We start from the raw sequence: 13,548 nt of genomic DNA on the forward strand, positions 1-13,548 counted from the left end.
GGCCCGCGCCGTCGCCCCCGCCGGACCGCGGCCCGTCCGTTTGGTCCGTCATGCCTGAACTGCCCCCGCCCCGTATCGCCCTGAAACGCCGTCCCGCAACCGAAGACAGTCTAAATAGGCTCGGGGTTGTGCGGCGGGTAGGCTCCGGGAACATACGTACGGTGCCGGGGGGTGCCGAGGAGGGGCCCGTCTTGAGAGTTCTGCATGTCGTCACGCTGCACACGCCCACGAACGACTTCGGCGGGCCCACGCGCGTCGCGCTCAACCTGTCCAAGGGGCTGCGGGCCCGGGACGTCGACTCGCGCATCGCCACCCTCGGCGACGGCTTCGACGGACCGCTGCCCCGCGACATCGACGGCGTGCCCGCGTTCATGTACCAGGCCAAGCACGTGCTGCCGCGGTTCGAGGTGAGCGGAATCACCTCGCCCGCGCTGCTGGCCCGCGCCCGCCGCCTCGTCCGCTCCGCGGACGTCGTGCACGTCCACCTCATGCGGGACCTCATCACGCTGCCCTTCGCGCTCATCGCCCAGCAGGCCGGGGTGCCGGTGGTGCTGCAGACCCACGGCATGATCGACCCCACCGAGAAGCCGGTCGCCCGCGCCGTCGACGTACTCGGGCTGCGCCGCGCGCTGCGCAGGGCGGACGCGACGCTGTACCTCACGGAGTTCGAGCACGGCGAGATCCAGGCGGTCATCCCCGACACGCCCCTGAACCGCCCGCGCCGCCTCGTCAACGGCGTACTCCCGCAGGAGCGCAGGCCGTCGCGGACCTCGGGACCGCCGACGATCGTGTACGTCGCGCGGGTGCAGGAGCGCAAGCGGCCGGAGGACTTCATCCGGGCGATCCCCGTGGTGCTGGCGAAGTACCCCGACGCCCGCTTCGTCCTCGCCGGACCGGACACCGGCGCACTGGCGGAGCCGATGATGCGGCTGGCGGCGGAACTGGGCGTGGCGGACGCGGTGTCGTACGTCGGCTCCCTCACCCCCGACGAGGTCCTGGACCAGCACCGCAAGTCCGACGTCTACGTCCTCCCGTCGGTCGTCGAACCGTTCCCCGTCTCCGTACTGGAAGCCATGTCGGTCGGCGTCCCCGTCGTGATCACCCGCACCTGCGGCCTCGGCCCCGACGTGGCGGAGGCCGGCGCGGGCCGCGTCCTCGACAGCCGCGCCGACACCGACAACGGCCCCCTGGTCGGCCAGGCGGTCCTGGAACTCCTGGACCCTGCCGCCAACGAGGAGGCGTCGCAGGCCGCTTGGGGCCTGATCAACGACCGCTTCGCCATCGACGGCGTGGTGGACACCCTCCTCGACGTCTACGACGAGGTCCGCCGCTGAGGCGGCGTCACCCGTAATACTCGACGTTGTCCCAGAAATCGGTCCGTGGGGCGACGGCGCGCGGGTCGCCGGTGTGGCGCATCCAGTTCCGCAACTGGGCCCGGAGCCGGGTCTTCAACGCGGCATGTTCGGGATCGTCCGCGAGGTTTTCCAGGCTGTGCGGGTCGGATGCGAGGTCGTAGAGTTCCTCCGTCGGCCGCTTGCCGGTGGCCAGTTGGAACGCCTCGGCGAATTCCGGCTCGTGCCGGTTCTCCAGGAGCTGTGTCTTGGTGGGCCCCGCGTCGATATCGCCGAAGATCCCCTGCAGGCCCAGGTCGAAGTCCGGGTCGCCGGCGGGCCAGCGCTCCGGGAAGAAGTTGCGTATATACAGCCACCTGTCCGTCCGCAGTGCACGGACGGGGTACGAGAGGTTCCCCTCCCGGGCGCGGGCGTGCCGCTCGCGCTCGATGACGACGAACTCGCGCGGGGCGGCCGTGCCGGAGAGGGCCGGCACCAGCGACTGCCCGGTCATCGCCGCCGGTACGGGCAGCCCGGCGGTGTCGAGGAAGGTGGGAGCGAGATCGCTCAGCACCGTCAGGCGGTCGATCACTGTTCCGGGCCTTGCCCGGCCCGGCCAGCGGATCGCGAGCGGCACGTGGGTGCCGGCGTCGTAGGTGTTGGCCTTGGCCCGGGGCCAGGGCCAGCCGTGGTCTCCGGTCATCACCACGATCGTGTTCTCGGCGAGCCCTCGCTCGTCCAGGAGTTGCAGCGCGTCGCCGACCTCGCGGTCGAAGCGCTGCACCTCGGCGAGGTAGTTGACGACGTCGGCGCGGATCTCCGGCGTGTCCGGGAGATACGGCGGGATGTCCACGGCGGCCGGGTCGATGCCGGACTGCTCGCCGAGTTCGGGGTCGTACGGCCGGTGTGGATCGGAGGAGCCGAGCCAGAAGCAGAACGGTGTCCGCTCCGGCTGCTGCCCGAGGAACTCCTCGAATGACGGGAAGCCCGGCCCCGCCGGGTCGTGCGGCCACTGCGGCGACACCCCCGGGCCGTAGCCCTTGCGCATCCGGCCGACGCGGTATCCCGCCTGTCCGAGGAGGTCCGGGTACACGTCGAACGTGGCCGCCAGCTCGGACCACAGGTTCGCCCCCGCCCCGAGGCGGTGCGGCGCCTGGCCGGTGAGGATCGCGTTCCGTGACGGCGTACACGAGAGGGCCGCGCAGAAGGCGCGCGTGAACAGCGCGCCTTCCGCGGCGAGCCGGTCGAACGTCGGCGTCCTCGCGGCCGGGGAACCGTTGGCGCCGGCGTCGGGGTAGCCCCAGTCGTCAGCGATCGCGAACAGGATGTTCACCGGCCGGTCCGGCCCACGGCCCGCCGCCCGGGCCGGCATGCCCAGCGCCAGCGCACCGGCGACCCCGCCGATCAGCATCGTGCGCCTGCGCACGTCCTTGCCGCCCGGGTGTCCTGAACTCATCGAGGGCCTCCGCTCCGGTCGTCCTCCGCCGTCGACCACGACGTGGTCGCACCGTTCCCTTGCATGAGGCCGGGGATCAGCCACCGTCGTCGCCGACCGGCTCGCCCTCGACGTCGAGGCACATTCGGCCGACCCCCAGCGAACCCCAGTCCTCGCCGTCCTTACGCGCTCGGGCGCAGGTGTACACGCGCAGGTCCTCGGTGTCGACGAGCTGGGAGACCTCGACCTCCACGTCCTGCCGGTCCGCCTCGCCCTCCCCGCAGTTGGGTTCACAGTCGGTGCTGCCCGTCCAGCCCCGGCCGCGCGCCGTGGCCTCGCCCCAGTCCTCCCACGTAAGCCCCTTCAGGACGAGGTTGGAGCCGACGAACATCTGGCGCGGGGCGGCGTAGTGGCCGTGCCCCAGACCGGCGGCGTCATCGCTGCCGGTGAGGATGTCGGTGTGGACGCACACCCGCTCGTGCGACGCCTCGCGACAGATCTCGTGGGGCTCGCCGGGACCCTGGGTCGGAGGCGTGGGAGTGACCGTGGGGGTCTTGCCGTAGTCCGACCAGTCGAACGTCGTCACCTCGCGTGCCAGCAGTTCGCCTTCGTAGGCGTGCCCGTGGACGTTCGGATGCATGGCCACGTTGGTCCGGACCCCCCTACGGGGACGTTGCGCCGTGTAGCCCGGAATCGACGCCAAGCCGTTGATCCACTCGTCCTTCCCGCAGAGGTTGTGCTCAACGAACCCGGGCGCGACGTCGACGAACTCCACGCCGGGTACGGTGGTTCGCTCGACCGCCCGGCTAATGGTCGAGTTCAGGCGGTTCCCGACACGACGGAGCATCGCCACGTCATCCGCGTCGATGAATTCGCAGAGCCTCTTCCCGGCCTTCCAGCGGCCGGGGTCCTCGAAGAGCTGCGGGTACCCCAGCACGGCGAGGTGACCGCCGGGTTCCAGCGTCTCCTCGGCGATGTCGTCGTAGAGGCCGGGAAGTTTTCTGCCGAGTTCGTCGACGGTTGCGTTCAGCTCGCTCTCAGGGGTCGAGCAGCCCCGAGGCTTGAACTTGAAGCTGCCGACGCGCTCGAACTTGAAGCGGCCGAAGATACAGTCTGACAGCACATCGGCGAAGCCGATGTCGTTGCCGCCGATGGTCATGGCGACCAGTCCGTACGGCTTGCCGGCGGCGCGTACGGCGGCACGCTGGTCGGGCAGGTTCGCGTGGGACTCACCTTTGTCGACGCTCCGTGCGCCGGTGCAGGCGAGGAACTCGTCCACGCGGGGGTGCTGCACGTACCGGGCCAACTCCCGGGACCGGGCGGCTTGGTGCCCGTAGGCGTAGGAGGACTGCGCGCAGGGCCCCGCGAGGTCGATCAGGCCCTCGCCCGACGAGTAGGAATCGCCCAGCACCAGCATGCGGAACGGCTTGGCCGGCGGCTCGGCCGCGGCCGTCGGCGCCCCGATCAGCATCTGCGACGTCAACGCCAGCATGATGACCGCGGTGCCCGCCATCGTCCCGGTGCGGAACCGGCCGCCCCTCACCGCGCCCCCACCTCCCGCAGCTCGGCCAGCCGCTGCTCAAGGTCGTTCGCCGCGGTCGCGGTGAGCTTCGCTCTCCGGCGCGCCTCGCGCCGGTCACCCACGGCGCACGATTCGATCGTCGAGAGCATCGCCTCGATCTCGGCCGTCCAGAGCCGCCCCGCCTGGGGATCGGGGAGGCGCTGCAGCTTCTCAAGGAACTCCTCCACCGGGTACTGATCCTGGAACATCCCCCGGAACCTCGCACACCGGTCCGCCAGCGCCGCGTCGTCCAGCGCGTCGGGCATCTCGGCGGCCTCCCGGTGCAGCCGGACCAGGATCGCGCCCTCGCCCTCGATGTACTCGATCGTGGCGGCGGCGATCTCGTCCTCGGACGGAGACTCGGTGACTCCGGGCGTCGGAGTCTGCTCATCGTCGTCGGGCGGACCACTCTCGCATCCGGCAACGGCTAACAGCGCGGCGGTCACACCGAGCAGCGCCCAGGTACGCAGCAGACCTCTGGCCATCGATCAGTCCCCCGGAGAGTTCCGGTCCGTTCAACCTGACGGGCACCTGTCATTGCACCCGATCACGCTGCATCACGAACCGGCCCGGGGTCAATGGGCCTGAGCCTGTCGGAGGCGTGGGTGTCAGGCGTGGATGGCCGTGTGGGTGAGGAAGGCGGCCCAGGCTTCGGGGGTGAAGCAGAGGTGGGGACCGTGGGGGTCCTTGGAGTCACGGACGTGCACGGCGCCGGGGACGGCGGCGACTTCGACGCACTCGCCGCCTTCGTCGTTGCTGTAGCTGGACTTGAACCAGTCGAGCCTGTCTTTCATCGCTCCTCCAGCAGCTTCGTAATGAGCCGTACGGAGTCTCCGGGGCACAGGGCCTCGCCCGCGATCATGTCACGGCGGCGCATCGCGATATTGACCCTCTCTGCATCAGCGTAGAGCACCCCGCCTGCTTGGCTTTCAGCGTAGACGAGGTGCTCGTGCTCAGGTGTTTCCAGGATGACGAGCGGGCCCCGGAGGCCGGGGTGGAGGCCGCGGTCAGATGGCATTACGTGCAGGGTGACGTTGCGCTGCTCGGCGACATCCAGCAATCGGCGCAACTGCCGTTCGTGCGCCTCCTCACTGCTGAAACGGCGGCGCAATACTGCCTCCTCGACGACGAAGCTGAACGAGCGGCTCCCGATCGCCAGCAGTACTTGCCGCTCCAGACGTGCCTTGACCCGCTCTTCGAGCGTCTCCGCATCAAGCGGCGGCACGAACGCAGCCAGAACCGCTCGGACGTACTCGTCCGTCTGCAACAGACCGGGAATGTAGTGGGGCTGGTAGAAGCTCAGGGCGACAGCCTCCGCCTCGTACAGCATGTACTCCTGCGAGTACGACGCGAACTTCTCCGGCTGCAAGTACCCCAGCGCCGCCACCAACAGCCCCTGCGCATCGCACATCTCGTCCGCCACCTGCAACAACCGCGGCGTCGGACGGCGACGGCCCTGCTCCATCATCTTCACCGTGTCGTAGGCGTACCCCGCCTCTGTGGCCAACTCCTCCCGGCTCACACCCGCCCGCGTCCGCCACCGCTTCGTCTGGTTGCCGCAGTACCGCCACTGCACCGGCGGCTGGGAGTTCTCAAGCGTCGTCACCGCGTTCACCTCACCCCTCGTCTCTCCACTCACAGTAGTGAGTCGAGGGCACTCCGTGAGGGGAAACTACGCGCTCTCCTCCCGGGTCTTCAGCCCGATCTGCCAGCGGTAGAAGCTCATCGCCAGCGCGTAGTCCAGCCCCGCGCGCCCGTCCAGGAAGCCGCGTTTGTACACGTAGGCGTACGCGAACGACACCAGCGGCTTCAGCGGCGCGCGGTGGAAGAGCTGGCCCTGGCGGGTCTTGGCCTGGCGGATCTCCTCGCGGACCTCCGGGTGGAGTTCCAGCCACGCCTCCCAGTCCGAGTAGCGGTTGTGCCGCTCGAACCACGTGCGTACCGGATCCAGGTCCTCATGCTCAAGCGTTGCCCTCAGCCGCACCACCGGGCCGTCCGCGAGCGGCTGGTAGTGGCCCTCCTGTTCGCCCATGCCGGGGGCGTCGAGGTCGCCCAGTTCCGGGAAGCGGACGCGGGTGCGGTCCATCAGGGCGCGTTTGACGATGGTGTAGCCGTGTCGCAGACGCTTGCCCGCGAACCAGTAGCCCAGGGGGATGTCGAACGCCGCCGGGGCGACCCGGAGGGTGCCGTCGGCCGCCGGGTCGAAGATGCGGTGCAGCTCGGTGATCAGCTCCGGGCTCGGCGTCTCGTCGCCGTCGACGAACAGCATCCAGTCCAGTTCCGGGTGGATGTGGTCCAGGCACCACTGCTTCTTCTTCGGGTACTTGCCGTCCCAGGTGTACGGGACGATCTCGGCGCCCTGGTCCGCCGCGAGGGCGCGGGTGTCGTCCGTGCTGTCCGAGTCGACCACCACCACGGCCTCGAAGTGGTCGATGACGGACCGCACCGTCGTCGCGATGTTCTCGGCCTCGTTCTTGGTCGGTATCGCGACGACGATGGGCAGTCTCTTCAAGACGGACTCCTACAGCAGGTCTTCGTACTGGGGGCACAGGGTGCGGATCGCGTCCTCGGCGTTGGCGATGTCACCGGAGCGGATGGCCTCCTGGGCCAGCTTCTCGTCCGTCGCCGCCGCGCTCTCGATCTTGGCGCAGGCTTCCTCGCCCGCCTCCAGGATCGCCGCCGGGTCCACACCCTCGGGCACCCGGTCCTTCAGGTATGTCTTCTCCTTCTCGGAGAACTCGCCCTCGGCGGGCGCCAGGTCCTCCTCCGGCACCTTCTCGGTGTCGTCGGCCTTCTCCTCCTCCGCCGGGCCCGGGTCCTTCGGGGCGCGGTCGCCGTCCTGCTGGGACGCCGACGGCTTGGCGGCCGCGTCGTCACCGTCGTCGTCGCCCCCGCTGCAGCCGGCCAGGGCCAGGGCGAGGACGGCGGCCGCCGCCGCCAGCGCCGTGCGCGGGCCTCGTGCCGTACGGGCGCGCATCAGCCCGCTCCGAACGTCAGCGTCAGCTTCGGGGCGTACGAGGTCTCGCGCGCCCGCACCCACCAGGCGTCGGTGCCGTCGCTGGTCAGCGCCACGTCGAGGGTGTCGCCCAGCGAACCGGCGAGCTGGGCGGCGGACAGCGACGCGGTGTAGTCGGTGTCCAGCTCCGTCGCGCCGGTGAACTTGCCCAGCACCGTGGACGACAGCGCCGGCCGGGCCGCGTACGTCACGTCCGACTCCGACCAGGCGCCGGTGACCGGCTGCACGCTGACCGTGTCCGGGGTGCCGGCGCTGGCGTCGTTGGTGGTGCGCAGCGTCAGCTTCGCCGACTTCAGCGTCATGCCGCTCGGCGCCTGCGGCAGCGAGAACCGCAGGTAGCTGAGGTACGGGGAGGTCTTCCTGACCAGGAGTTGGTTGTGCGCGCCGTAGTTGGTGCTCGCCGCCGAGCCGTTGACGTAGGCGTCGGCGGTCGCGGTGCGTTCGACCGTCGTCTCGGCCGGCGTGCCCGGCGTGGTCACCGTCACCGCCGCGGACTTGGCGGTGGTGTTGCCGACGGCGTCGCTCGCGGTGATCTGGTAGCTGTACGTCGTGCCGGGCTTGACCCCGGTGTCGGTGAAGCTGCCCTGCGGCAGGGTCCAGAAGTTGGAGTCCAGCGTCGGCTTGGTCGCCAGCGCCTCGCCGTTGCGGTAGATCGTGTACGTCAGCTTGCTGTCGTCGCGGTCCCAGCCGGCCTTCCAGCGCAGCCGCACGCCGCCGTCGACGTTCGCCGCCGTCACGCCGGTGGCGCCGGCGACGGGCTTGCGGGAGTCCGGGGTGTTGGCGAAGCGGACCAGGCCCTGCTGGAGCTTGTTGCCGTTGGACTGGATCCGGGTGAACTCGCCGCCGATCCACATGTAGTCCTTGCCGCCGCTGGACGAGGTGACCATCACGCGCGGACCGATCTGCTCGGTGCCGGACGGGCCGTCGTCGGTGTCGGGGAACCAGGACAGCAGCGGCTTGGGGTTGTCCACGGACTCGGCCAGCATGTGCTGGCGCTCGTTCAGCTCGGGGAACTGGCCCATGCTGCCGCAGTTGTGCGCGTGCGAGACGCTGTACAGCACGTCCTTGTAGACGGTGACGTCCTGGGTGGCGCCCAGGCAGGTGTCGCGCCACCGCTGGGTGAAGGTGCTGTTGAGGTTCATCGCCAGCCGGCCGTCGAAGACGCCGCCGCCGTGGCCCTCGTGCGCGGTGTAGATGCCGGACTCGTCGATGTAGATGCCCTTGACGAGGGAGTTCCAGTGCAGCTCGTACGGGTTGTTCGTGTTGTTGCTGACGCCCTTGAAGGCCCGTACGGTCGCGCCCGTGTCGGCGCGGACGACGCCCAGGCCGTGCACGCTGCTGTCGCCGTTGAGCCCGTTGAAGTCGCCGCCGACGACCACGTGCTGCCCGTTCGGGGTCTCCTCGATGACGCGGCCGGCCCGGTCCGGGCCCGCGTTGGCCTTCCAGGAGTTCAGCGCGCCGGTGGTCGCGTTGAGGGCGGCGAACTTCACCCGGCTCTCGCCGCGGACGGTCTTGAAGTCGCCCGCCATGTACAGCCGGCCGCTCGCCGCGGCGTCGAGACCGTAGACCCGGGCGGAGACGGCACCGGCGTTGAAGCCGGACTTCACTGAGCACGAGGCGATGTCGATGGCCGCGACGCGGCTGCGCGAGACGCCGTTGACGGAGCCGAACTCGCCGCCCGCGTAGAGCGTCTTGCCGTCGGGGGAGACGGTCAGCGCGCGTACGGTGGCGGTGCCGGAGCCGATGGTGAAGTTCAGCTTGCAGCTCGTCGGCTCGCCGGTGGCCGCGTTGAACGCCGCGAAGTTCGCGACCTTCGTCTCGCTGGTGCCGGCCGCCGCGCCGGGCGGGCGGATGGCGGAGAACGTACCGCCGGCGAAGACCACGCCGTTCGACTCGGCCATGGACCACACCACGCCGTTGGTCTGCCAGGTCGCCAGGTCGTCCGCGGTCATCGCCACCGGCGGCGTCACCGCCTCGGCCTCGGGCGAGGAGTACGTGACGCCGACCGTCACGAGCGTCCCGGTCACCACCGCCACGGCGACGCCGAGCGCGCCCCACTTCCGCGTTCTTCTGTGCTTGTGCATGTGCCCCCCTGGGCCGTCGTCCCCTGCGGCCGCGCGTCGCGAGTCCGGGGAGAGAGTATCCGTCTTACCTGTCGATCCTGACGGTGGCACCGGCGAGTTCGGCGTCGAGCGCCGCGATATCCGCCTCCACCATGATCCGGGCCAGCTCGGGCCATTTCACCTGCGGTTTCCAGCCGAGCAGGTCGCCTGCCTTCGTGGCGTCTCCGATGAGCGCGTCGACCTCGCTGGGGCGCTCGTACTTCGGGTCGAAGCGGACGTACTCCGTCCAGTCGAGGTCCGCGGTGCTGAACGCGGCCTGAAGGAACTGGCGGACGCTGCCGGCCTCGCCGGTGGCGACGACGTAGTCGTCCGGCACGTCGCGCTGGAGCATCAGCCACATCGCCTCGACGTACTCCGGGGCGTAGCCCCAGTCGCGTATCGCGTCGAGGTTGCCCATGTAGAGGCGGTCCTGGAGGCCCGCCTTGATCCGCGCCACGGCGCGGGTGATCTTCCGGGTGACGAAGGTCTCACCGCGGCGCGGCGACTCGTGGTTGAACAGGATGCCGTTGACCGCGAAGAGGTCGTACGCCTCCCGGTAGTTCACCGTCGACCAGTAGCCGAAGACCTTGGCGCAGCCGTACGGGCTGCGCGGGTGGAACGGGGTCCGCTCGTTCTGCGGCGGCGGGGCGGAGCCGAACATCTCCGAGGACGACGCCTGGTAGAGCCGGGTGTCGATGCCGGCGGCGCGCACCGCCTCCAGCAGCCGCATGGAGCCGAGGCCGGTGACGTCCGCGGTGTACAGCGGGGCGTCGAAGGAGACCCGGACGTGCGACTGGGCGCCGAGGTTGTAGACCTCGTCGGGCGCCAGGTCGCGCAGCAGGTTCACCAGCGCCACGCCGTCGGTGAGGTCCGCGTGGTGCAGCACCAGCTTGCGGCCGGGCTCCTGCGGCTCCTCGTAGATGTGGTCGATACGCTCGGTGTTGAACGACGACGAGCGCCGCACGAGGCCGTGCACCGTGTAGCCCTTGCCGAGCAGCAGCTCGGCGAGGTACGAGCCGTCCTGGCCCGTGACCCCGGTGATGAGGGCCGTCTTGCCCATGGTTCCATCCTCTGATCATTCCGCCGGATGACAGAATCCTGCTTTTGACGTCCTCCTCCGCCCGGAAGCGAGGGATTCCAACGGATGTCCTCTCAGGCCGAGAGGGGATCCGATTGAGGTTCGCGGTGCACCGGCCCGGCAACCCGAGGCCCTTCCCGCGCAGCAACCGCCCGCCCGGCGGCTGTTCTGATGTTCTTGGCGGCGTTCACATCGGCGTTGCTCGCTTGCCCGCAGGCGCGGCAGCGGAAGGCGGCTTGGCTCTCGCGCGCCTCCCGGTCCACGGTCCCGCATGCCGAACAACGCTGCGACGTGTACGCCGGATCAACGGTGACGACGCGTCCTGGCGCCTTGTGCTCCAGGCGCCGGACCAGAGCGCCCCACCCGGCGGCGAGGATGCTCCGGTTCAACCCTGCTTTCGCCTTGACTCCCCGTCCAGGCTGGGCGGCCGAGCCACGGGCCGAGGCGGTCATGTGCCGGATGCTCAGTTCTTCCACGCCGATCACGTCGAAACGGCGGGCCAGACCCGTACTCGTCTTTTCGACCCAGTCCTTGCGCCGGTCGACCTCACGGGCGCGCAGCCGCCCCAGGGCCAATTTGACTCGGCGCCGCCCCTGCGAACCCGGCCGGCAGCGGGCCAGGCGCCGCTGCAACTTCCGTGACCGACGTGCCTCGAACGGACCCAGCCCAGGCACGGTCAGCAACTCGCCGGTGGAGAGGGCGGCGGACACGGCCACACCGCGGTCAACTCCCACGAGGGCGCCGTTGCGGGGTGCGGGGATGGGATCGGGCACGGCGGCGAAGGCGAGATGCCAGCGCCCGGCCCGATCCTGAGTGACGCGATACGACTTCACTCCCTCGGGCACCGGCCTGGAGAGGCGGAAACGCACCCATGCCGCCTTCGGCACCCACACCTCCGCTGTACGGCGACTCAGCCGCCGGATATGCCCGGGTCTGACGGCCACGATCCGAAACCCTTCGTGCCGTCCGGCCTTGCGCCAAGTAGGGCGGCCGTGGGTGCCGGCGAAGAAGTTCGCCATGGCCTGGGCGAAGTCCCGGAGCGCCTGCTGCTGCACCATCTGCGAGCCTGCGCGCAGCCATGAGCATTCCGCCCGTGCCTCTGTGAGCTGCTTCGCCTGGGCAACGTACCCTGGAGCCGACCCGCGGCGAGGTGTCCACCAGGAGTGCTGCTCGACGGCCAGGTTCCATACGAACCGGGCATTCGCACAGTGCGACGCGAGGGCACGCTCCTGCTCGCAGGTAGGTCGCAGTCGGTACCGGGGCATGCGCTGAATGTAACGCCCGTCGCTGACAACCACACCGGCAACGAAGGGAGAAGGGGCTTCCGTCCCGGGCTCGCGCCTGGGAGCCGCCGCCCCGTACGTCCGATGACACGATCGACTGAGCTGCTGCCGACCGGTGCGCGCGTCTTCGTCGCGGGCCACCGGGGTCTGGTCGGGTCGGCCGTCGCCCGGCGGCTGGCCGCCGACGGGTACGAGGTGCTGACCCGCACCCGTGCCGAGCTGGATCTGCGCGACGCCGAGGGGACGGCGGCCTGGCTGGCGGCCGTACGGCCCGACGCGGTGGTGCTGGCGGCGGCCAAGGTCGGCGGGATCATGGCGAACAGCCGCTTCCCTGTGCAGTTCCTGGAGGACAACCTGCGCATCCAGCTGAGCGTCATCGCCGGCAGCCACGCGGCGGACGTCCCCCGGCTGCTGTTCCTCGGCTCCTCGTGCATCTACCCCAAGCTCGCCGACCAGCCGATCCGCGAGGACTCGCTGCTGACCGGCCCGCTGGAGCCGACGAACCAGGCGTACGCGCTGGCGAAGATCGCCGGCATCGAGCAGGTGCAGGCGTACCGCAGGCAGTACGGCGCGGCGTACATCTCGGCGATGCCGACGAACCTCTACGGCCCCGGCGACAACTTCGACCTGGAGACCAGCCACGTGCTGCCGGCGCTCGTCCGCCGCTTCCACGAGGCGCGCGAGTCGGGCGCGGAGGAGGTCGTGCTCTGGGGCACGGGAACGCCCCGCAGGGAGTTCCTGCACGTGGACGATCTGGCGGCGGCGTGCCTCGCGCTGCTGCGTGGCTACGACGCGGACGGCCCCGTGAACGTCGGCTGCGGCGAGGACCTGACGATCCGCGAACTGGCCGAGACCGTACGGGACGTCGTCGGCTACCGGGGCCGCATCGCCTTCGACAGCAGCCGCCCGGACGGCACGCCCCGCAAGCTGCTGGACGTCTCGCGCATCACGGAGCTGGGCTGGCGCCCGGAGATCGCCCTGCGGGAGGGCATCGCGGCGGTGTACGAGGACTGGCGCAGTACGGCGGCGGTGGGTGCCTGACACCGACCGCACCGCGGCGCCGGCCGGCTCCGAGGAGCCGGACCGGCGCGCGGTCCGAGCGGTCGTTCCGTACCTCAATACGCCCCCCGGCCGTCGACGACCGCGCGCAGGGTGCGGGCCATCACGTCCATGTCGTGGGCGAAGGACCAGTTCTCGACGTAGTGCAGGTCCAGCGCGATCGTCTCGTCCCAGGTGAGGTCCGAGCGGCCGCTGACCTGCCACAGGCCCGTCATCCCCGGCTTCACCGCGAGCCGGCGCAGCTCGGTGTCGCTGTAGCGGGCGACCTCCTCCGGCAGCGGGGGGCGCGGGCCCACGAGGGACATCTCCCCCCGCAGGACGTTGAAGAGCTGCGGCAGTTCGTCCAGCGAGCTGCGGCGCAGCACCTCGCCGACGCGGGTGACCCGCGGGTCGCGGCGGATCTTGAAGATCGGGCTGCCGTCGTGCTCGTTGACCACGGACAGCGCGGTCTTCTGCCGCTCCGCGTCCTCGACCATGCTGCGGAACTTCCACATGGTGAACGGCGCTCCGCCGCGGCCGAGGCGGGTCTGCCTGTGGAACACGGGACCCTGCGAGGTGCACTTGACCGCCGCCGCGATCACCGCGAACACCGGTGCCAGCAGCGCGATGCCGACGGCCGCGGCGACGCGGTCGCTCGCCGCCTTCAGCGTCGACTGCGCGCCCCGGCGCAGCGGCGGCGCGAT

13 protein-coding genes are annotated in these 13,548 nt (G+C 70.4%); 2 read left to right on the forward strand and 11 right to left on the reverse strand.

The window, feature by feature from the left end; translation table 11 throughout:
* Window positions 1–191: 191 nt before the first annotated feature.
* The gene (locus tag H5J30_RS06210) at window positions 192–1,334 is read left to right on the forward strand and encodes a glycosyltransferase (RefSeq protein WP_181786150.1); all 1,143 of its coding nucleotides are present in this window, start codon (window positions 192–194) and stop codon (window positions 1,332–1,334) included.
* 7 nt (window positions 1,335–1,341) lie between these two features.
* Here H5J30_RS06210 and H5J30_RS06215 read toward each other — a convergent pair whose 3' ends face one another.
* The 10 genes from H5J30_RS06215 to H5J30_RS06260 form a co-directional block, all read right to left on the reverse strand.
* Window positions 1,342–2,787: a sulfatase family protein gene (locus H5J30_RS06215; protein WP_258563137.1), complete on the reverse strand. Its 1,446-nt coding sequence runs from the start codon at window positions 2,785–2,787 to the stop codon at window positions 1,342–1,344.
* Between the two features lie 76 nt (window positions 2,788–2,863).
* Window positions 2,864–4,309, reverse strand: coding sequence for an SGNH/GDSL hydrolase family protein (locus H5J30_RS06220; RefSeq protein WP_181786151.1), 1,446 nt, complete (start codon window positions 4,307–4,309; stop codon window positions 2,864–2,866).
* Entirely contained in the window at window positions 4,306–4,812 is a 507-nt protein-coding gene (locus H5J30_RS06225; RefSeq protein WP_181786152.1) for a hypothetical protein, read from the reverse strand. The genes H5J30_RS06220 and H5J30_RS06225 overlap by 4 nt, the downstream gene beginning before the upstream one ends.
* A gap of 123 nt (window positions 4,813–4,935) precedes the next feature.
* Window positions 4,936–5,121, reverse strand: a complete 186-nt coding sequence (locus H5J30_RS06230; RefSeq protein ID WP_181786153.1) for a DUF397 domain-containing protein — start codon at window positions 5,119–5,121, stop codon at window positions 4,936–4,938.
* Window positions 5,118–5,933, reverse strand: a complete 816-nt coding sequence (locus tag H5J30_RS06235) for a helix-turn-helix domain-containing protein (protein WP_181786154.1) — start codon at window positions 5,931–5,933, stop codon at window positions 5,118–5,120. The genes H5J30_RS06230 and H5J30_RS06235 overlap by 4 nt, the downstream gene beginning before the upstream one ends.
* A gap of 66 nt (window positions 5,934–5,999) precedes the next feature.
* Entirely contained in the window at window positions 6,000–6,839 is an 840-nt protein-coding gene (locus H5J30_RS06240) for a glycosyltransferase family 2 protein (RefSeq protein ID WP_181786155.1), read from the reverse strand.
* Window positions 6,840–6,848: 9 nt separating this feature from the next.
* Window positions 6,849–7,304 carry a hypothetical protein gene (locus H5J30_RS06245; protein WP_181786156.1) on the reverse strand — a complete coding sequence of 152 codons (456 nt, stop codon included), beginning with the start codon at window positions 7,302–7,304 and terminating at the stop codon, window positions 6,849–6,851.
* A complete protein-coding gene (locus H5J30_RS06250; protein WP_181786157.1) occupies window positions 7,304–9,427 on the reverse strand; it encodes a CBM96 family carbohydrate-binding protein in 2,124 nt (707 codons plus the stop codon). Before H5J30_RS06250 ends, H5J30_RS06245 begins: the two co-directional genes overlap by 1 nt.
* Before the next feature lie 64 nt (window positions 9,428–9,491).
* Window positions 9,492–10,505 carry a GDP-mannose 4,6-dehydratase gene (gmd, locus tag H5J30_RS06255; protein ID WP_181786158.1) on the reverse strand — a complete coding sequence of 338 codons (1,014 nt, stop codon included), beginning with the start codon at window positions 10,503–10,505 and terminating at the stop codon, window positions 9,492–9,494.
* A 92-nt stretch (window positions 10,506–10,597) separates the two neighbouring features.
* Complete coding sequence (locus H5J30_RS06260) at window positions 10,598–11,788, reverse strand: RNA-guided endonuclease InsQ/TnpB family protein (RefSeq protein ID WP_181786162.1); 1,191 nt, start codon at window positions 11,786–11,788, stop codon at window positions 10,598–10,600.
* A 102-nt stretch (window positions 11,789–11,890) separates the two neighbouring features.
* Between H5J30_RS06260 and H5J30_RS06265 the strand changes: the two genes are divergently transcribed.
* A complete protein-coding gene (locus H5J30_RS06265; protein ID WP_181786159.1) occupies window positions 11,891–12,847 on the forward strand; it encodes a GDP-L-fucose synthase family protein in 957 nt (318 codons plus the stop codon).
* 74 nt (window positions 12,848–12,921) lie between these two features.
* Here the strand turns inward: H5J30_RS06265 and H5J30_RS06270 are convergent.
* A partial coding sequence (locus tag H5J30_RS06270) for a sugar transferase (RefSeq protein ID WP_181786160.1) occupies window positions 12,922–13,548 on the reverse strand: 627 nt, incomplete at its 5' end.

Origin of the sequence: Streptomyces phytophilus (genome assembly GCF_013870535.1) — a bacterium.
In the GTDB taxonomy this organism is placed as follows: Bacteria; Actinomycetota; Actinomycetes; order Streptomycetales; family Streptomycetaceae; genus Streptomyces; species Streptomyces phytophilus.

What these genes read in the sequence shown, in the direction of transcription:
- H5J30_RS06265 (WP_181786159.1), top strand. Translation starts at nt 11,891, where the DNA reads ATGACACGATCGACTGAGCTGCTGCCGACCGGTGCGCGCGTCTTCGTC.
- H5J30_RS06245 (WP_181786156.1), bottom strand. Translation starts at nt 7,304, where the DNA reads ATGCGCGCCCGTACGGCACGAGGCCCGCGCACGGCGCTGGCGGCGGCG.
- H5J30_RS06250 (WP_181786157.1), bottom strand. Translation starts at nt 9,427, where the DNA reads ATGCACAAGCACAGAAGAACGCGGAAGTGGGGCGCGCTCGGCGTCGCC.
- H5J30_RS06230 (WP_181786153.1), bottom strand. Translation starts at nt 5,121, where the DNA reads ATGAAAGACAGGCTCGACTGGTTCAAGTCCAGCTACAGCAACGACGAA.
- gmd (WP_181786158.1), bottom strand. Translation starts at nt 10,505, where the DNA reads ATGGGCAAGACGGCCCTCATCACCGGGGTCACGGGCCAGGACGGCTCG.
- H5J30_RS06215 (WP_258563137.1), bottom strand. Translation starts at nt 2,787, where the DNA reads ATGAGTTCAGGACACCCGGGCGGCAAGGACGTGCGCAGGCGCACGATG.
- H5J30_RS06225 (WP_181786152.1), bottom strand. Translation starts at nt 4,812, where the DNA reads ATGGCCAGAGGTCTGCTGCGTACCTGGGCGCTGCTCGGTGTGACCGCC.
- H5J30_RS06260 (WP_181786162.1), bottom strand. Translation starts at nt 11,788, where the DNA reads ATGCCCCGGTACCGACTGCGACCTACCTGCGAGCAGGAGCGTGCCCTC.